The sequence below is a fragment of the Mesorhizobium caraganae genome (assembly GCF_016836705.1).
Lineage (GTDB): Bacteria > Pseudomonadota > Alphaproteobacteria > Rhizobiales > Rhizobiaceae > Mesorhizobium > Mesorhizobium caraganae.
This window is the reverse complement of record NZ_JAFCGY010000001.1, coordinates 962,928-982,179: the sequence shown is the minus strand read 5'-3', so window position 1 is coordinate 982,179 and position 19,252 is coordinate 962,928. Positions and strand designations below refer to the sequence as shown.

Annotated in this window: 14 protein-coding genes; 2 read left to right on the top strand and 12 right to left on the bottom strand. The window is 64.5% G+C overall.

What is annotated here, in order from left to right; translation table 11 throughout:
- Positions 1–150: 150 nt before the first annotated feature.
- From JQK88_RS04885 to JQK88_RS04865, 5 genes are all read right to left on the bottom strand, one after another.
- Positions 151–996 carry a fumarylacetoacetate hydrolase family protein gene (locus tag JQK88_RS04885; protein WP_192255150.1) on the bottom strand — a complete coding sequence of 282 codons (846 nt, stop codon included), beginning with the start codon at positions 994–996 and terminating at the stop codon, positions 151–153.
- 150 nt (positions 997–1,146) lie between these two features.
- Positions 1,147–1,878, bottom strand: a complete 732-nt coding sequence (locus tag JQK88_RS04880) for an SDR family oxidoreductase (protein WP_192255152.1) — start codon at positions 1,876–1,878, stop codon at positions 1,147–1,149.
- Between the two features lie 182 nt (positions 1,879–2,060).
- Positions 2,061–4,433, bottom strand: coding sequence for an aldehyde dehydrogenase family protein (locus JQK88_RS04875; RefSeq protein ID WP_203277637.1), 2,373 nt, complete (start codon positions 4,431–4,433; stop codon positions 2,061–2,063).
- 166 nt (positions 4,434–4,599) lie between these two features.
- Positions 4,600–5,649 carry a deoxyribose-phosphate aldolase gene (gene deoC / locus JQK88_RS04870; protein WP_203277636.1) on the bottom strand — a complete coding sequence of 350 codons (1,050 nt, stop codon included), beginning with the start codon at positions 5,647–5,649 and terminating at the stop codon, positions 4,600–4,602.
- A gap of 218 nt (positions 5,650–5,867) precedes the next feature.
- Positions 5,868–6,695 (bottom strand): ferredoxin--NADP reductase, encoded by an 828-nt coding sequence (locus JQK88_RS04865; protein ID WP_192255158.1) that lies wholly within the window; start codon positions 6,693–6,695, stop codon positions 5,868–5,870.
- Positions 6,696–6,916: 221 nt separating this feature from the next.
- On the opposite strand from JQK88_RS04865, the gene JQK88_RS04860 reads away from it, so the two are divergent.
- Together JQK88_RS04860 and JQK88_RS04855 are read left to right on the top strand one after the other, a co-directional pair.
- Positions 6,917–9,001, top strand: a complete 2,085-nt coding sequence (locus tag JQK88_RS04860) for a hydantoinase/oxoprolinase family protein (RefSeq protein WP_192255160.1) — start codon at positions 6,917–6,919, stop codon at positions 8,999–9,001.
- 1 nt (position 9,002) lies between these two features.
- Positions 9,003–10,688: a hydantoinase B/oxoprolinase family protein gene (locus JQK88_RS04855; protein ID WP_192255162.1), complete on the top strand. Its 1,686-nt coding sequence runs from the start codon at positions 9,003–9,005 to the stop codon at positions 10,686–10,688.
- Positions 10,689–10,728: 40 nt separating this feature from the next.
- On the opposite strand, the gene JQK88_RS04850 is transcribed toward JQK88_RS04855, so the two are convergent.
- The 7 genes from JQK88_RS04850 to JQK88_RS04820 all read right to left on the bottom strand — a co-directional run bounded on the left by JQK88_RS04850 (position 10,729) and on the right by JQK88_RS04820 (position 19,243).
- Positions 10,729–11,619, bottom strand: a complete 891-nt coding sequence (locus JQK88_RS04850; RefSeq protein ID WP_192255164.1) for an SGNH/GDSL hydrolase family protein — start codon at positions 11,617–11,619, stop codon at positions 10,729–10,731.
- Between the two features lie 328 nt (positions 11,620–11,947).
- Positions 11,948–12,403 (bottom strand): MarR family winged helix-turn-helix transcriptional regulator, encoded by a 456-nt coding sequence (locus tag JQK88_RS04845; protein WP_192255166.1) that lies wholly within the window; start codon positions 12,401–12,403, stop codon positions 11,948–11,950.
- Positions 12,400–12,984 (bottom strand): amino acid synthesis family protein, encoded by a 585-nt coding sequence (locus JQK88_RS04840; protein ID WP_203277635.1) that lies wholly within the window; start codon positions 12,982–12,984, stop codon positions 12,400–12,402. The genes JQK88_RS04845 and JQK88_RS04840 overlap by 4 nt, the downstream gene beginning before the upstream one ends.
- Positions 12,977–13,861, bottom strand: a complete 885-nt coding sequence (locus JQK88_RS04835) for a UPF0280 family protein (protein ID WP_192255170.1) — start codon at positions 13,859–13,861, stop codon at positions 12,977–12,979. Before JQK88_RS04835 ends, JQK88_RS04840 begins: the two co-directional genes overlap by 8 nt.
- Entirely contained in the window at positions 13,861–15,402 is a 1,542-nt protein-coding gene (locus JQK88_RS04830) for a 6-hydroxynicotinate reductase (RefSeq protein ID WP_192255172.1), read from the bottom strand. The genes JQK88_RS04835 and JQK88_RS04830 overlap by 1 nt, the downstream gene beginning before the upstream one ends.
- Positions 15,399–18,383 carry a molybdopterin-dependent oxidoreductase gene (locus JQK88_RS04825; RefSeq protein ID WP_203277634.1) on the bottom strand — a complete coding sequence of 995 codons (2,985 nt, stop codon included), beginning with the start codon at positions 18,381–18,383 and terminating at the stop codon, positions 15,399–15,401. The genes JQK88_RS04830 and JQK88_RS04825 overlap by 4 nt, the downstream gene beginning before the upstream one ends.
- Complete coding sequence (locus tag JQK88_RS04820) at positions 18,380–19,243, bottom strand: FAD binding domain-containing protein (RefSeq protein WP_203277633.1); 864 nt, start codon at positions 19,241–19,243, stop codon at positions 18,380–18,382. Before JQK88_RS04820 ends, JQK88_RS04825 begins: the two co-directional genes overlap by 4 nt.
- Between the last annotated feature and the right edge of the window lie 9 nt (positions 19,244–19,252).

Genomic DNA, 19,252 nt, shown 5'->3' with positions numbered 1-19,252 from the left:
CACGCAGACTTGGAGCAATTCCAGGAAAAGTGTGAAACGGTTTTCCCGGGAAAAGCGCATAGCGCTTTCCCTTGGGAATTGCGTCAAAACAAAGAGTTAGAGCAGGTCGCCATTCGGTGAAACGGTAAACTGCTCCAGGAGAAGAGGCGGCTAGACATCCGCCTTGAAGGTCTGCTTCTGCTGGCCGAGCCCCTCGATGCCGAGCTCCACCACATCGCCGGCTTTCAGGAACACCGGCGGCTTCATGCCAAGCCCAACGCCGGGGGGCGTGCCGGTGGAGATGATGTCGCCGGGATGCAGCGACATGAACTGGCTGAGATAGGAGACGAGATAGGCGACGCCGTAGACCATGGTCTTGGTCGAGCCGTTCTGCATGGTCTTGCCGTTGACCGTCAGCCACATCTTCAGGTTCTGCGGGTCGGCCACTTCATCCTTGGTGACAAGCCACGGGCCGGTCGGGCCGAACGTGTCGCAGCTCTTGCCCTTGGTCCACTGGCCCTGGCGCTCGGCCTGGAAGGCGCGTTCGGACACGTCATGGGCGACGGCATAGCCGGCGACATAATCCAGTGCGTCGGCCTCGCTGACATATTTCGCCGTTTTGCCGATGATCACGGCGAGCTCGACCTCCCAGTCGGTCTTTTCCGAGCCGCGCGGGATCAAAACGTCGTCATCCGGGCCGACAATGGCCGAGCTGGCCTTCATGAAGATGATCGGCTCCGGCGGCACGGTGGCGCCGGTTTCGGCAGCATGGTCGGAATAGTTCAGCCCAATGCAGATGAACTTGCCGGTGCCGGCAACGCAAGGGCCGAGCCGGGGCTTTCCGGACACCGCCGGCAGCGACTTCGGATCGAGCTTCGACAATGTCTCGAGCGACGCCGGATCGAGCGTCTTGCCGGCAATATCAGGGACATGACCTGAAAGATCGCGGATCGTTCCATCCGCATCGAGCAGGCCGGGGCGCTCGCTCCCAACCTCGCCATAGCGCAGCAGTTTCATCTTGCTCTCCAAATTGCGGCCCAAGGCCGTTTTCAAACTCACTCAGCCAAAGCGACGAGGGACTGGGCGGACTCTGGCTATCGGATCCGATCTCGGACAAGCCGGACTTTAGGCCTGCTCGATCCCGGACCTTCGGATCGGGAATAGTGCTCAGATCGACCAGCCACCGTCGATATTGTAGGCCTGCCCCGACGTGTAGGTGGCGCCGGCGAGATAGACGGCGAGGTCGGCGATTTCCTCGGGCGTGCCGAGACGGCCCATCGGCTGACGGGCGATGAAGGCCGCGCGAGCGGCCTCATAATCCCCCTGCGCATGCATGCGGTCCTGCAGCGAAGGGCTTTCGACCGTGCCGGGGCAGATGGCGTTGCAGCGAATGCCCTTGGCGACATAGTCGGCGGCGATTGCCTTGGTGAGACCGATCACGGCTGCCTTGGTGACGCCATAGGCGAAGCGGTTGGGCACGCCTTTGCCGGCGCCGGCGACGGAAGACATGTTGATGATGGAGCCGTCGCCGCGCTCCAGCATGCCGGGCAGCACGGCCCGGATGGTGCGGATCATGGCGCGGACATTGAGGTTGAAGGCGAAATCGAGATCGGCATCCTTCATCTCGAGGATCGACCCGGAATGGACGAAGCCGGCACAGTTGAACAACACGTCGACGCGGCCGATTTCAGCAAAGCCCGATGCCACCGCATCATCGTTGAGAACGTCGAGCTTGCGGGTCTTGATGCCGGAGGTCCTGGTGAGTTCGGCCAGCAGCGCTTCGTTGATGTCGGTGGCATAGACGACGGCACCTGCCTTGGCGAAGGCCAGCGCGCTCGCCTTGCCGATGCCTTGCGCCGCCGCCGTGACGACAACGGTCTTGCCCGCCAGGTCCGCCATTCGTCTTCTCCTCGTCCGTTTGCGATCAACCGGCCTCTACCGGCAGACGGTCGCGATGCATTGTGCCAGGCGAGCACTATTGTGCTGCCTGCGCCCAACCCGATAAATGTTTTTTCTCGTTAAAGAACATTATTTCCGGCGTCAAGCCCGACGGTCCGCTCCGGAGACGGGAGCACGAACCCTCAGTCGCCGTAAGGCACCCAGACGTTCTTGACCTCGACGGCGCGGCGCAGCAGGGCATCGCCGGCAGCCTCCTCGGACGCCCAGTCGAGGCCGCGGCCGTTGCCGGTCCAGACGCGCTTGAGATTGCCTATGGAATCGGCCTCCGCCTTGGCGCAGGTCTCGGCATCGGCGAACACCCAGAGCCCGTCGACATCGTCGTGCTTGGCCAGAACGCCTGCAAGTTCCGCCATGCGGCCGGTGACGATGTTGATGGCGCCGGCCGGGACGTCGGAATATTCGATCACCTGGTAGAGATCGGTGGCGAGCAGAGGATAGCGCTCGGATGGCACGGCGACCACGGTGTTGCCCATGGCAAGGGCGGGCGCCACCAGCGAGATAAACCCGAGCAGCGGCGCGCTGTCCGGAGCGACAATGCCGACGACGCCGACCGGCTCGTGCAGAGCGAGCGTGACGGCGCGGGCCGGCGGCTGATGCACCCTGCCCTCGAACTTGTCGGCGAGGCCGGCATAGAGGAACAGCCGCTCTATGGATTGCTCCACTTCTTCCCGCGCGGCCTTTGCATTGGCGCCGGTCAGTTCGGTGAGACGGGCGGCGAACTCATTGGCTCGGCCGGACAGATTTTCGGCGAGGTAATAAAGCACCTGGGACCGGTTGTAGGCGGTCGCCTCCGGCCAGGCTTTGCAGGCGCGAGCGGCGGAAACGGCGTCGCGGATATCCTTGCGGTTGCCGAGGCCGACTTCGCCGGCCAGCTTGCCCTTGGCAGTGGCTATCGCCAGCGAGTAATTGCCGTCCGGGCGGACCTGCTTGCCGCCGATGAACAGCTTTGCCGTGCGGTCGATGGCGCCGCCGTCCGATTGCTCGACCGGCTGCGCGGAAGACGTCGCCGGCTTGATCACCGGACCGAGCGGCAGCTTTGCCGCGAGATATTCGAACATGCCCTCCCGCCCGCCTTCGCGGCCAAAGCCGCTTTCGCGGTAGCCGCCGAAGCCGCAGGCGGCGTCGAACATGTTGGTGCCGTTGACCCAGACGACGCCGGCCTTCAGCTGCGGCGCGACATGCAGAGCGAGGTTGATGTTTTCACTCCACACCGAAGCGGCGAGCCCATAGCGCGTGTTGTTGGCAAGCTCGATCGCTTCCTCGGTGCTGCGGAAGGTCATAGTGGCCAGCACCGGGCCGAACACTTCCTCCTGCGCCAATATGTTAGCCGGCGAAACACCGGTGGCGAGTGTCGGCAGATGGTAATAGCCGGAAGACGGCAGTGCTGCATCCGGCTGCCAGCAGACGGCGCCCTGTTTAGCACCCTCGGCAACCAGGCCCTTGACCCGGTCAAGCTGCGTGGCGTCGACCAGCGGGCCGATATCGGTGTTCTTGTCCAGCGGGCTGCCGACACGCAGCCGGCTCATCCTGACCTTGACCTTGGCGATCAAGGCCTCGGCTATGCCTTCCTGCACCAGAAGCCGCGACCCGGCGCAGCAGACCTGGCCCTGGTTGAACCAGATGCCGTCGACCAGGCCTTCGACGGCGCTGTCGAGATCGGCGTCCTCGAAGACGACGAAGGCCGACTTGCCGCCGAGTTCCAGCGATATTTTTTTCCCGGAGCCGGCCGTGGCTTTGCGAATGATCTTGCCGACTTCGGAGGAGCCGGTGAAGGCGATCTTCTGGACGCCGGGATGGTTGACGATCGCCACACCCGCTTCCGGTCCGCCCTGGACGATGTTGACGACGCCCTTGGGCACGCCGGCGCGTTCGCAGATCTCGGCGAACAGAATGGCGGTGAGCGGCGTGAACTCGGCCGGCTTCAGCACCACCGTGCAGCCGGCGGCAAGCGCCGGTGCGATCTTCCAGGCCAGCATCAAGAGCGGAAAATTCCATGGGATGATCTGGCCGACGACGCCGACGCCCTTATGGCCAGGGAAATCCTTGTCCAGCGCCTGCGCCCAGCCGGCATGATGGATGAAATGGCGGATGGCGAGCGGCACGTCGATGTCGCGGCTTTCGCGGATCGGCTTGCCGTTGTCGATTGTCTCAAGCACCGCGAACAGGCGCTGATGACGCTGCATGGCGCGGCCGATGGCATAAAGCACCTTCGCGCGCTGGTAACCCGAGGATGTCGCCCATTTCGGCAGTGCCTTGGTGGCGGCGGCAACGGCCGCATCGATATCGGCGGCGCCGGCATCGGAGACCTTGGCCAGCAGCTTGCCGGAGGACGGCTCGCTGGTGTCAAAAGTCTTGCCGCTGGCGGCGGCCTTCCAGGCGCCGTCGATGAACAGCGCCTTGCCGAAGTCGCGCGCGGCGAGCCAGGCATCGGCCTCGTTGCGGGCTTCCGGCGCCGGGCCGTATTCCATGGCGTGATAACGTTCGAGGATGTTCATGTGGTGCCTCCTTCACCCTCCCCCTTGTGGGGAGGGTCGATCGGCAAAGCCGATCGGGGTGGGGTAAATTTCTGTCTATTCGGTTCATTCGACTGCGGATCTGATTCTTCTGACCCCCACCCCGTCGCTGCGCGGCGACCCTCCCCACAAGGGGGAGGGTGGGAGCTCACGCCATCGCGTGGCGATGATTGGCCGAATAGTGCCCGGTCAGATGATGCTCGAGCTGGCGCTCGATATCGGTCAAAAGGCTCGAAGCGCCGAAGCGGAACAGGTCTGGCTCCAGCCATGGCCGTCCGAGCTCTTCCTTCATCAGCACCAGCCAGTCGAGCGAAGCCTTGGCGGTGGAAATGCCGCCGGCCGGTTTGAAGCCGATGAGAAAGCCGGTCTCCTCGAAATAGGCCCTGATGGCGCGCACCATGGCGAGGCCGACGGGCAGCGTGGCGTTGATGCTTTCCTTGCCGGTCGAGGTCTTGATGAAATCGGCGCCGGCCATCATCGCCACCATCGAGGCCAGCATGACATTGCGCAGCGTGGCGAGATCGCCGGTGCCGAGGATGACCTTCAAATGCGCATCGCCGCAGGCTTCGCGCATCGAGACGATCTCGTTGTAGAGCTCCTGCCATTTGGCGCCGAAGACGAGGCCGCGCGGGATGACGACGTCGATTTCGTCGGCGCCGTCGCGCACCGAAGCCTCGATCTCCTGCAGGCGCGTCGACAGCGGCGCGAGGCCGTGCGGAAAAGCGGTGGAGACGGCGGCGACATGGATGCCGGTCCCGCGCACGGCGTCCACGGCGGTGGCGACGAAGGGATGATAGACGCAGACCGCCGCCGGGCGGATCTTTTCGCCTTCGATGCCGAGTCCTTCGACAATGTCACGGCGGAACGGGTTGACCGCCTTGGCGCACAGACGGCGCACACGCTCTTCGGTGTCGTTGGAATTCAGCGTCGTCAGGTCCATGCAGGAGACGGCTCGCAGCAGCCATGCCGCCTGGTTGTCGGCCTTGATCGAGCGCCTTTTGGTCAGGCTGGCGACGCGGCGTTCCAGCGCCGAGCGGTTGACGGAGCGCACCGATTCCATGAAGCCGAGATCGAGCCGCATGCCGGTGTTGCGGGCTATGCCGTGCGACTGTGGGACAGGGGTGTTGGCTGCCGCACGCGCCGGCAGCGGTGTGACCTTGGACGTACCGAGATCGGCTTCGCGGATTGTGCTGCTCATCTCCTGCCCTTTCGCTCGACGATTTTACGTCGTGGTGCGCGTCGTTCCTCCGGGCCGCAAAGCAGCTTGGGCGACACACGCCGAAGATAGCCCGTGAATCGATGCTTCACGAGTCCTTCAAGCGGTCATATCGGAAAAAGGCGGCGAAAGCAGCTGAATTTTGACCGTATGGTCAAAACATCGATCCGAGAGCGCCGGCGCCGAAGCGCCGGCAGTTCTCAGCCGACGAAAGCGCGCTCGACGACGAAGCTCGAGGGATGGCTGAGCGAACCTTCATGGAAGCCGAGGCTTTCAGCCAGTTCCTTGACGTCCTTCAGCATGTGCATCGAGCCGCAGATCATGATGCGGTCGGTCTCCGGATTGAGCTTCTCGATGCCGAGGTCGGCGTAGAACTTGCCGGAGCCGATCAGCGCGGTGATGCGGCCCATGCGGCCGGACTCTTCGCGGGTCGTCGAATTGTAGAGGGTGACGCGGCCGCCGGTCAGTTCGCCGATCAGCGGGTCGTTCTCGAGCGCGGCCACCAGTTCCTGGCCATAGACCAGTTCGGCATTGTCGCGGCAGGTGTGGGTCAGGATGACCTGCTCGAACTTGTCGTAGGTGTCGGGATCGCGCAGCAGACTGGCGAAGGGCGCGATGCCGGTGCCGGTCGAGATCATGAACAGGCGCTTGGCGGGGGTCAGCGCGTCGACAACCAGCGTGCCGGTCGACTTCTGGCGCATGATTACCGTGTCGCCCACCTGGATCTTCTGCAGTTCGGAGGTCAGCGGACCGTCCGGCACCTTGATCGAGAAGAATTCCAACTCTTCGTCCCAGGCCGGGCTCGCCACCGAATAGGCGCGGTACACCGGCTTCTCGGCATTGGGCAGGCCGATCATGACGAACTCGCCGGAGCGGAAGCGCAGCGACTGCGGACGGGTGATGCGGAACGAGAACAGCCGGTCGGTGTAGTGCTTCACCGACACCACGGTTTCGGCATAGACATTGGCCGGAATCGGGAACTGCAACGGACGGGCGCCGGCGGTGTTGAATGCGGATGTGGTGTTCATCAAATCCAACTCTGTCTGCCCACTCACATATGCGGGCGCCAAACCATTTCCTGCGCGCCCGGACCGTTCAGGTCCCGGCGTGCCGTTCACACACTCCAAAGCGGTAAGCTCTTGTGTCCGAAATTTATTAGTATACAAACGATATTTGTGTCAAGATACCACGCTAAAACAGCTTTCCAAACTGCGGCATATTCGTAGTCCTGCCATTTCGGGTTTCGACAATGAAAGAGAATTTTTCGGTGCAACAGCCGGATTCCCTGGGTAACGTCGTTGCCGGCATCGATGTCGGCGGAACCTTCACCGACCTCATTTTGATCGACGGCAAGGACGGCGGCAGGGTGCATATCGCCAAGACGCCAACCACGGTCGACAACCAGGCTTTCGGCGTGGTTTCAGCGCTTGGCGCCACCGGCTTTTCCATAGACGGCATCGACCTCATCGTGCATGGCACGACCACCACCACCAATGCGGTGCTGGAACGCCGGCTGGCGAAAACCGGCATGATCACCACACGCGGTTTTCGCGACGTGATCGAGCTTGGCCGGCGCACCCGGCCGCAGCCCTATGGCATGACCGGAAGCTTCGTGCCGATCATCCCGCGCGATCTCAGGCTGGAAGTGTCGGAGCGTGTCGAGGCGTCGGGCGCAGTGCGCACGCCGCTTGACGAAGCCGAAATGCGCGACGCCGTGAAGGCGCTGGTAGACCTCGGCTGCGAGTCCCTGGTCATCCATTTCCTGCACTCCTATGCCAACCCCACACATGAGCGGCGTGCTGCCGAAATCGCCGCCGAGTTCTGGCCGAACAACTACATCACCGCGGGCCATGCGCTGCTGTCGGAAGCGCGCGAATTCGAGCGCGGGGTGACAGCCGCCGTCAACGCCTCGGTGCAGCCGATCCTCGAGCGCTATGTCGAGCGGCTGCGCAAGGAATTGGCTGCCAAAGGGTACGCCCGCGACTTCCTGATCATGAACGGCAATGGCGGCATGATCTCGGCTCGCTTCGTCACCAGGGAATCGGCCAAGACCGTCATGTCCGGTCCCGCGTCCGGGGTGATCGCCGCCGCCTATACGGGCAAGCGCGCCGGCTTCGAAAACCTCGTCACCTACGACATGGGCGGGACCTCGACCGACGTGGCGCTGATCCGCAATGCGGAGCCTGCTGTCTCGAACGAGATCGAGATCGAATATGCGATGCCGATCCATGTGCCGATGGTGGCGGTGCACACGGTCGGCGCCGGCGGCGGCTCGATCGCCCGCGTTGATGCGGCCGGGCTGATCCAGATCGGCCCCGAAAGTGCCGGCGCCAATCCCGGCCCGATCTGCTACGGCCGCGGCGGCGCCGAGCCGACCATCACCGATGCCAATCTGGTGCTCGGGCGGCTGGCGCCGCAAAAGCTGCTGGCGGTCGAGAATCCGGTCACCGTCGAGCGCGTCACCGGTATCTTCGAAGACAAAATCGGCAAGGCCACCGGGCTCTCCGGCGTCGAGGCGGCGGGCGCAATCCTGCGGCTCGGCAACATGAAAATGGCCGGCGCCATCCGCATGGTCTCGGTGTCGCGTGGCCATGATCCGCGCGATTTCGCGCTGTTCGCCTTCGGCGGCGCTGGACCGTTGCACGCCTCCGCGCTGGCGCGCGAACTCGGCCTGCCCCGCGTGCTGGTGCCGGCGCGTCCAGGGATCACCAACGCCCTCGGCTGCGTCGTCGCCGATCTGCGCCATGACTTCGTCAACACCATCAACCAGCCGGTGGCTGTGCTCGATGAAACCCAGCTCCATGTGGTATTGGAACGGCACCGAAACGAAGGCGAAGAGCTGATCGGCAAGGAAGCGGTGAAGCCGGAGACGATCCGTGTCACCCATTCCGCCGACATGCAGTTTGTCGGCCAGACCCACATCATCAACGTGGCGCTGCCGTCGTCCTCGGTGACCCGGAGCGAGCTGCAGGCGCTGTTCGAAAAGGCCTATTTCGCCCGCTTCAAGGTCGAATTGCCGGAAATCCGCGCCAATCTGGTCAACCTCAACACCTCGGTGACCGGCATGCGGCCGGCGATCGACCTATCGCGACTGATCGACCCGGCCGGACGCGCCAAGACGCTTGACGAGGCGCTGCGCGAGACAAGGCCGGTCTGGTACGCCGGCCGCTGGCACGAAACGCCTGTCTACGCACGTGAAAAACTGCCGCTCGATGCCGTCATCGAGGGGCCGGCGATCCTCGAACAGATGGACGCCACCACGGTGCTTGAACCCCGCGACCGCGCACGTTCGGACGCCGACGGCAACATCATCATCGACATCGGCGAGGCCTGAGATGCAAAAGCTCGACGCCATAACGCTTTCGGTCCTCCAGGCGGCCTTGCAGCAGGTCTGCGACGAGATGGACCTGACCTTTTCGCGCGCAGCCTTCTCGCCTGTCATCGCCGAGGCCAATGACCGCTCCGACGGCATTTATTCGGCCGTCGACGGTTCGCTGATCGCGCAAGGCAGCCAGGGGCTGCCGGTGTTCGTCGGTGTCATGCAGTACTCGACCAAGACGGTGATCGAGATGATCGCCGACGGCCGCTGCCTGGCCCCCGAACCCGGCGACATCTACATCGTCAACGACCCCTATCTCGGCGGCACGCATCTGATGGATGTGCGTTTCGCCATGCCGGTCTATCGCGACGGCAAGATATTTTGTTGGCTATCGAACACCGGCCACTGGCCCGATATTGGCGGCTCGGTGCCGGGCGGCTTCTCCGCTTCGGCCACGGCAGTCGAGCAGGAAGGGCTGCGGCTGCCGCCAGTAAAACTGTTCAAGAAGGGCGTGCTCGACACGGAAATCTACGCCATCATTTGCTCCAACATCCGCGTTGCCGACCAGCGCATCGGCGATATAAGGGCGCAGGCCGCGGCACTGCTCATCGGCCAGGACCGGCTCAACGGAATCCTGGATCGTTACGGTGACGAAACTGTTGTCGAGGCGATCGCCGAACTGCGTCGCCGCGCCGCCGAACAGATGCGCGCCAACATCTCCGCCATCCCCGACGGCACCTATCGCTCGACCGCCTTTGTCGACTCGGACGGCGTGGTCAACGAGCCGCTGACCATAGCGCTCGCCGTCGAGAAGCAGGACGACACGCTGACTTTCGATTTCACAGGTTCGTCAAAGCCCTGCGCCGGGCCGATGAACAGCGTGCTGGCGACGACACTGTCGTCGGTCTATCTCGCCATGCGCCATATTTTCCCTGATGTGCCGATCAGCGCCGGCGCTTTCGAGCCGCTGATCGTCAAGCGGCCGGAAGGCACCTTCCTCGATGCGAAATACCCACGCCCGGTTTCAGGCTGTGCGGCGGAAGTGTCACAGCGCATTGCCGAGGCAGTGTTCGCGGCGATGGTGCAGGCGCTGCCGGACAAGGTGACCGCCGCACCCGCTGGCTCGAGCGGCAATTTCGCGCTGGGCGGCAACGATCCGGCCCGCGGCCGCGACTATGTCATGTACCAGATCTCCGGCGGCGGCTATGGCGGCAATTCCGGCCATGACGGGTTGACCAATGGCTGCTCAACCATCGGCATTTCGAAATCGCCGCCGGTCGAGATCATGGAGCAGGCTTTCCCCGTGCTCTATCGCCACTATGCGTTGCGCGAAGGCTCTGGCGGCGCCGGCAAGCAGCGCGGCGGTTTTGGCCTTGCCTATGAGGTCGAGATATTGCGCGGTGAGGCACGCGCCTCCTTCGTCATGGACCATGGCCGTTTCGGCCCGCAGGGCGCGCTCGGCGGCAAGGACGGCGCGGTGAACACGGTGACCGTGTTTCGCGGCGGCGAGGAACATGTGCCGCCGCATCTGTCCAAGGAGCAGGACATCGCGCTCAAGGCCGGCGACCGCGTGCGCGTCGGCACGCCGGGCGGCGGCGGCTATGGCGATCCCTTCCAGCGCGATCCGAAACTGGTCGCTGAGGATGTCCGGCTTGGCTACTACACGGCAGAGCAAGCCAAGGACCTGTTCGGGGCCAAATGAACTCGACGGCCTTGGGCGGCGTCGAGCGCCTATCCAATCATCAGGTCTGCAGTTTCGCCTTCAGGGCGTCGGCGAATTTCTGCGCGATCTTCTTGAAGCCGGCGGGATCGGGATGCAGCTCGTTGGCCCAGTCGGCAACCTTCAGCGTTCCCTGCGTGTCGACCAGGTGAAAATTGTTGCGCGGCTCGTCGGCCAGACGCTTCACCACATCCCGGAATGCCGCCAGCGCCGCGTGAACGATGACCGTGCCCTTGGCCACCGACCAGTTGCAGAAATCGAGCGACGGCTTCAGCCACGGACCGGCACAGGATGGATGCGCGCCGTTCGGAATTGGAAAATCGTAGCAATGGCCGAAGATCGGCACGCCAGGCGCGACGCGGTCGCGCAGAGCGAACAAATCGAGATAGCAGGCCTCGACCATGCCCAGCGCCTTGGCGAAGCGGTCCTTGTTCAGCCCGGTGGCATGGCCGTCGTTGAAGTCGAGGAAGATGCAGAACTGGTCGCCGGCAATGTCGTTGCCGCCGGCCGAGAACAGGATGGCGTCAGGCTTGCCGCCCAGCCAGTTCGCCTTGTTGCGCAAGGCTGAAATCATCCGTTGCTGCTTGGGCAGCGACATCTCGTCGGTCGCCGCATCGCCGTGATGAGCGAGGTTGAGGATCGTCGGCGGCATCGAGCCGATCCGGCGCAGCTGCGCGATCACATCGGTGTCGACAAAGGGAAACCCGTTGCCGGTCAGCGGATAGTCGAACCAGGAATCGCCCTGCGCCAGCATCACCAGCGGGCGGTTGGCGACGGCGGCCTCGAGATTGCCGGCACTTTCCCTTGCAGCTTCAAGACGCTCGATGTTGGCCTGGTGAACCTTGACGCGCTTGGCGATGTCTTCGTCGATGCGCCGTTGCGCGGCTTCCTGCACGAATTCCTGCTGGTCCATCCAGGTCCTCCCATGACCGCCACAAGTGCTGAACTGCCTGTCTCAATTCAGCATCTGCCCGCGCACATCATCAATATGTAATTTACCTCACAGTCAGGGCAGCCGCCGCGCCGTGATCGCCGCAGAGCATGTCGTTTCCGTCTCCGCCGCGCATCGCAAAGACCGTAGACTTCTGATGTCAACGGGGAACCGGAACCGCATCTGCGGCTGCCCTTCACTGCCGTCGGGACGGAGCTGAGCATCAACATAAACGGCAAACCGACACGGGCCGTGGTGGCGCCGATGCCATTCCTCGACCCAGAGGGGACGAGGCTGCGCGCCTGATTGCTCAGGCGAGCTTTGCTAACAAGCGCATGAACGTCGCCGCCTCCTTGGCGGTCAGCGGCGCCAGCGTTTCCTGGGTGATGGCGCGTGCCAGGGGGATCAGCCGCTCGATGGCCTCGCGTCCCTCAGGCGTCAGATTGACCAGCAGCCGCCTCTTATCGACCTCATGCTTGGTGAGATCGACCAGCCCACGCGCTTTCAGCCGGTCGATGACGCCCTTGACCGTCGCCGCATCCATGGCGATCAGCGTGCCGAGCTGGTTCTGCGAGGTCTCGCCGACATCGTGCAGCTTGGCCAGCGCCGCAAATTGCGGCGGCGTCAGGTCGCCGATCTGCGAGGCAAAGATCGAGACATGGCGCTGGTGCGCCTTGCGCAGGATGAAGCCAACCTGTTCCTGCAGCCGATAGTCATGATCGTCAGGCTCTTCGGCCTCGACCAGCTTGAGCTCGCCACCGCTCATCGCAAGCCGTCCCAGGCCTTGATATCACCAACCGCCAGGCCGCCCATGCGATCATGCACGCGCGGACCGCAGCTCATGGCGAGGCAGAACAGAATCTCGTCGGGACGCGGCCCGTCGCTGATGCCGACTTCCATGGCGTCGAAATGGCTGCGGACATAGGCGGCGTTGGTGTGGCCGAGCGGCACGTCCAGCCGCGAGCCGAAGGCGCCGACCTTGGTTGCCGACGGCACGATCGCCTTGGCGTCGCCGAGCCGTTCGCGCATGGCATAGCCGCCCGGCACATGCCAGAGCGCGCCATGTTCGAGCTCCCCTGACGAGCCGACAATGGTGCCCTTGCCGTAGGCGTCGATCTGCTTGATGTCACCGCCCAATGCGGCAATCAGCTTGTCCGTGAGCAACAACCCGAGCGGCTTCAGATCGTCCATGGCGCTCTGCAGTTCTTCCACATAGCGGCCGGCAAACGGGTTCTTGACCAGCGCCACGGCTGCGGCGCGGCGGCGCGGCACGGCTGCGACCGGCCCGCCATCGTGAAAGATCTCTTCGGTCAGAACCGCAACCTTGCGGATCGGAAACTCAGGCATGGGCAACTTCCTTCCCTGGATTTTTGTTGGGCGCGGCAAGCGCCATGGAACCACTGATGCGGGTCTCACCGCCAAGAAACAGCGCCGATGCGGCGATCAGGCCGCGCCGGCGAAAATCTTCGGCGACAGCAAGGCCATTGTCCAGCGCCCGCGCCACCTCGCCAAATGCAAGCGTGCCGACCGCTTGCGTCACCAGCCGCGCGCCGAGATCGCTGTCGGGCGAGAGTTCCTGTGCGGGGATACGCTTGATGGCCGGATTGCCGGGCAGGTCGACGGCATTGGCAATGAGGGTCGCCGCCGCATCAGCCTCGGCTCCAGTCCGCGCCAGCACAGTGACGGCGTCGGCAATGCCAAGCGAGAAGGAGCGGCCGCGCCAACCGCTGGTGGCGACGCCGCGCACACCGTCTGCCGAGTGAATGGTGATGCGGTCGGCCGTGCCGTTGCCGGTGCCGGCGATCGCCAAGTTCATCGACTGGCCGTGGCCGATATGGAGAGCGCTGTCGCCGCCATTGTTGACATAGGCACGATCGAGCTTGCGGCCGGCAAGCAGTGCGGCGAGCATTTCGTCGGCTACCGATCCGGCAACGGCGGCCATCGGTGTGATGAAGCATTCCGCCAAGGGTATGACGGCTGCTTCCATGCGGCGCGCCGTCGGACCGGCGAAGGTGCGCGGCGCCATGAAGAATGCCGGCAACCGCAGTTCGGGAAGCTCCTCGACCAACTCGATCAGGATCGTCTGGAAGCGCGCGACCGCCTGGTCGTAGGCGGCACGACACTCATCCGCCTCGCCGAAGGCTTCGACGATGAGGTCGATCGGCCCGTGGTTGAGATGCAGCCGCTTGCCGTCCTGCAGCCAGGTTACTTGTGGGCCTTGCATCACCCGGCCCCATTCGAACCGGCGCGGCGCAACTGCGCCAGCGGCGGCCATGGATTTTGGGACTCGGCGCCTGTGCCGCGGCGCGGATTGAGGTATTCGCCGCCCTTGGCGACGATGTCGTCGACGCTGCGTATTTCGGCCTCGTAGCCGCCTAGCCTGACATAGTCGTCGCGGCGCAAGGTGAATTCGATCGGCGCCACCAGCGCCGGCGTCGGCACATAACCGAAGGCGCCTTCCGGTACCCTTGTGACATCGACCATCAGCGTGATGCCGCCGCCCGGCCAGACATAGACCGGCGCGCCGCCCACGGTCACATAGGTCTTCAGGCCTTGCACCGAGCGGGTGAGATTGACCGGGTTTTCGGTGACGCCGGCGCGCAGCGAACCGCCGGCGCCGCCGATGAACAGCACGGTGCAGAGCGCCGGCTCACAATTGTCCTCGATCAGCCCGACCGATTTTTGCAGCCGCTCCGGGAATGGCTTTTCGACCGGCTTCAATTCGTCATCGAGTTCGTAATAGGCAAACTGCTCGCCCGTGGTCGACACCATCAGCAGCGATAGGCCCGGACGCGCGCCCTTCTTGGAATTCCACTCGCCGAGGATCGACAGCGGATCGGAAATCGAGGTGCCACCCCAGCCGAGGCCGGGCTCGGAGACTTTGAAATAGCGGCCCGGCGTCGAACGGCGGCCGATGATCTTGATGCCGGTCTCCTGCCAGCCCAGCACCTTGCCGGCCTGATGCTCGGAGACAACGCCGGTGATGTGGTCGTCGACCACCACTACCTCGTCGACCAGGCCGCGCCATTGCGTGGCGAACATGCCGATGGTAGCGGAGCCGCAGCCAACGCGCATGCGGTGTTCCTGCTTGCCGTCGATGACAGGTGGTTTGCCGGCTTCGACGATGATGGTGGCGCCGCCGTCGATGGTCAGTTCGACCGGCTTGCGGTTGCACAGATTGAGCATCGCGTCACAGGTGGCGCGTCCCTCCGCCTTGGAGCCGCCGGTCAGATGATGCACGCCGCCCAGCGACAGCATCTGCGAGCCGTATTCGCCTGTGGTGACATGGCCGATCGCTTCGCCTTGCGAGCGCACGATTGCCGTTTCGGGGCCGAGATGGCGGTCGGTGTCGATCTTCACCTTGACGCCGCAGTAGGAGAAGATGCCCTCGGTGACCACGGTGACGAGATCGACGCCTTCGACCTCCTGGCTGACGATGAACGGCGCCGGCTTGTAGTCGGGATAGGTGGTGCCGGCGCCGATTGCGGTGACGAAGCGGCGGCCGGTGTTGACGAGCTCGCCGTCCCATTGCTCGCCTTCGGCCGTGAAAGGCACGACGGCGCCGCCGGTTTCGGCCGCATGATCGAGAATGGTCAGCGGGTCCATGCGCACGATGCGGCCGCCCGAATTGCCGTAGCGGTCGCAGGCACCGGTGCGGCCATCGGCGATATAGCACATGACCGGACAGGCATCGCAGCGGATCTTTTCCGCCACCAGCTTCTCGCCGGGATCGTGGGTTTCGAAGCGTTCGGCAAGCTCGCTCATGCGCGTGCCTCCTTGTCGCGGATGCCATCTTTTTCGCGAATGCCAGCGCGGATGCGCGTCGGCGTCGCCGGGACCTTGGTGATGAGCACGCCGGTGGCGTGGCGGATGGCGTTGAGGATCGCCGGTGCGGTCGGGATCAGCACATGCTCGCCCAGGCCCTTGGCGCCGAACGGGCCTTCCGGATCGGGAACCTCGATCAGAATGTGCTCGATCGGCGGCACATCGCCGATGGTCGGGATGAGATAGTCGTGCAAATTCTCGGTACGGCCGGGGATATACTCCTCCATCAGCGCCATGCCGATGCCTTGCGCGATGCCGCCTTCGATCTGCCCCTCGACCAACAGCGGATTGATCGCCTTGCCGACATCATGCGCGGCGGTGATTTTCAACAGCTTCACGGTGCCGAGCTTGAGATCCACTTCGAGTTCGGCGATCTGCGCGCCATAGCCATAGAGGGCGTAAGGCTTGCCCTGGCCCTTGGCGTCGAGCGGCAGCGTCGGCGGATCGTAGGTCTCTTCGGCGCGGAAGACGAAACCGCCGGCATCGACATCGAGGGTGGCGAGATCGATGCGGCGGGTGGCTTCACCCTCGCGGATGACGAGCGCCGCGCCGTCCAATTGCAAGGCCGCGTTCTCCGAGACATTGGCAAAGCGCAGGATTTTTTCGCGCAAGGCGCGGCCGGCTTTTTCGGCCGCCTTGCCAGTGACGAAGGTCTGGCGCGAGGCCGATGTTTTGCCGGCGTCGGGGCTGATCGCGGTGTCGGCGCTTTTCAGCCGGAATCTTTCCAGCGGCAGGCCGAGGGCGTCCGCGCAGATCTGGGTGATGACGGTGTTGGAGCCTTGGCCGATATCGACGGCGCCCTGATGCAGGATGACCTCGCCCGCTGGCGCAATGCCGACCCTTATGGTCGACGGATTGGGCAGCGAGGTGTTGCCGCAGCCATACCAGCAGGACGCGATGCCGACGCCGCGCTTTTTGCTCGTATTGGAGGAATTGAATGTATCTGCGTCGGCCGTCGCGCGAGCCCAATGCGGCCGCAAAGCATCGAGGCATTCGAAAATACCGACACCCGACTCCAGCCTCTGCCCGGTAACCGTTTCGGATCCGTTCCGAAGGCAGTTTTTCAAGCGGAAATCGAGCCGATCCATGCTCAGTTTGCCGGCGAGCTCATCATAGAGCGTCTCCTGCATGATCGTCGCCTGCGGCACGCCGAAGCCACGGAAGGCGCCGGAGATCGGCCCGTTTGTGTGGATGGCGCGGCCTTCGGCCCGATAGTTCGGCGTCGCATAGGGACCGGAGGCGTGCACGGGCACGCGGTTGGCGACGGTCGGGCCCCAGCTGGCATAGGCGCCGGTGTTGAAATCGCCTGTGAAGACCATGCCGGTGACCCGTCCCTCGGCATCGGCGCCGATGGTTGCCTTCATCTCGGAGGGATGGCGTTTGGTGGTCGACATCATGGATTCGTTGCGGGTGTAGGCGAGCGCTGCCGGCCGGCCGGTCTTCAGCGCCACAAGGCCGATGAGGGGCTGCAGCGAGACGTCGAGTTTCGAGCCGAAGCCGCCGCCAGTCGCGGTCGGCACGATGCGGACCTTGTCGACGGCAAGGCCAAGCACTTTGGCCGTGTCGTCGCGGTCCATGTAAGGCGCCTGGGTGCAGGCGACGACAACCAGCGTGTCGCCATCCATATAGGCATGGCCGGCCTCCGGCTCGATATAGGCGTGCTCGACATAGGAAGTATCGATGGCGCCGGACACCGTGAAGGCAGCGCCGGCAAGAGCAGCCTCGGGGTCGCCGCGCTCGACAAAGCCCTTGGTCAACAAATTGTCCGGGCGGTTGGCATGGATCAGCGCAGCACCTTCGGCCTGCGCGTCGCCGGGCTGCAGAAAATGTGGCAATTCGGTCCAGCGGACTGGGAAATCACTGAGGTCAAGATCGAGCATCGCCTCGCGCTCGCCGGCGACCAGCGCCACAGCCTCGCCGCGCAGGCGAGCAAAGCCTTCGGCCAGCGCCGGCTGATCGGCAAATGGACCGATGACGCCAAAACAGTTTTTGCCTGGAATGTCGGCGGCGGTGAAGACACCGACGATGCCGGGATGCTTCTTCACCCAGCCGTCGAGATCACCGAAAACGAAGCTGGCGTGATAATGTGGCGAACGGACCACCAGCACAGCCAGCGCATCGGTGGGGAAAGAATCACCGCCGAACTTTTCGCCGCCGGTGACTTTTGGCACGCCGTCGAGCCGGACTGGAGAGGCGCCTACGGCATTCCCTTTGGTTGGCATTCTACGGTCAAGGCCGAAGTCCAACGAATCAGGTTGGCGCTGCCCCTCACCCTTACCCTCTCCCCGTGAATGACGGGGAGAGGGGGTCGCCGGCGCCGGAGCTTGTCCTTTCTCCCCGTCATTATACGGGGAGAAGGTGCCGGCAGGCGGATGAGGGGCAGCGCCGTCGGTCGACGTCTGGAACCGCCCTGCATCCATCACCGCCGCGATGATCTTCCTGTAGCCGGTGCAGCGGCAGAGGATGCCGCCCAGCGCATCCTGCACCTCGACCTCGGTCGGGTTCGACTTTGTCTCCAGCAGCGCCGTGCCCGCGACCAGCAGGGCCGGCGTGCAGATGCCGCATTGCGCCGCACCATGCGCCAGGAAAGACGCCTGCAGCGCCGACAGGCGGCCATTGGCGAGGCCTTCGACGGTCGTCACCGATGTCCCGGCCGCGGAGGCCGCCGGCATCAGGCAGGCACAGACGGCGTCGCCGTCGACCAGCACCGTGCAGGCGCCGCAATCGCCGGCATCGCAACCGACCTTGGTGCCGGTCAGCTGCAATTCGTCGCGCAGAACCTGCGAGAGCCGGCGCAGCGGCGGCACATTGACCGAGACGGCGGCGCCATTGACGGCGAAAGCGATATCCGCACGCTCGAGGCCGAAGCCCGGCACGAGGTCGGGCAGAGCTTCTATCGCCTCAGAACGAACCTGGCTCATGCCGCCACCATGCTGTTGTCGTTCGTCAGACCGCAGGCTCCCAGCACGGCGCGGGCGACAAGCTCGCGTGCCGCATCGAGCCGGTATTCGGCGCTGCCGCGCACATCGGCGATCGGCCACAGCTCGGCCATCGGCGCGGACAGGACCGCATCGGCGAGTGCCGGGCCGGCAGGTTTGCCGCGCAGCACAGCTTCGACACCGGCGAGCCGCGCGGCGACAGCCGAACAGGAGCCGACGGAAACGGCCGCTTCCGTGACTATACCGTTGTCGACGACAAGGCGCGCCGCCACCATGGCGATGGAGATGACAAGGTAGCGCCGCGCACCAAGCTTGACGAAAGCCGACGTACCGGCGGAAGCGCGCTTCGGAATGCGGATGGCGGTGACCATTTCGCCGGGCAGCAAAGCCGTGCGGCGGTTGCCGAGAATGAACCGCTGCAGCGGCAGGTAGCGCGTCGCTGCGACTGAGCGCAGTTCGACCTCGGCGTCGAGCACCAGCAGACCCGGCACGCCGTCGGCGGCCGGCGAGGCGTTGCAGAGATTGCCGGCGATCGAGGCGACATTCTGGATCTGCAGCGAGCCGACCTCACGCGCGGCCTGCTTCAGCGCATCGAAAGCCGCCGGCAAGGGATGGCGGACCAGATCGGTCCAGGTGGTGCGGGCGCCCAAAACCCAATGGCTCTCGGTCTCGGCGATGCCGCGCAGGCAAGCCAGGCCGTTGATGTCGAGAACATTGTCGCGGAACGGCTTGGCGCCTTGCGCCGGATAGAAATCGGTGCCGCCGGCAAGCACGCGCCAGGCGCCCTCGCTCAACAGGGCGAGCGCCTCGTCCAGCGTGGTGGGTTTCGCGTAACGGATCACGCCTGCCTT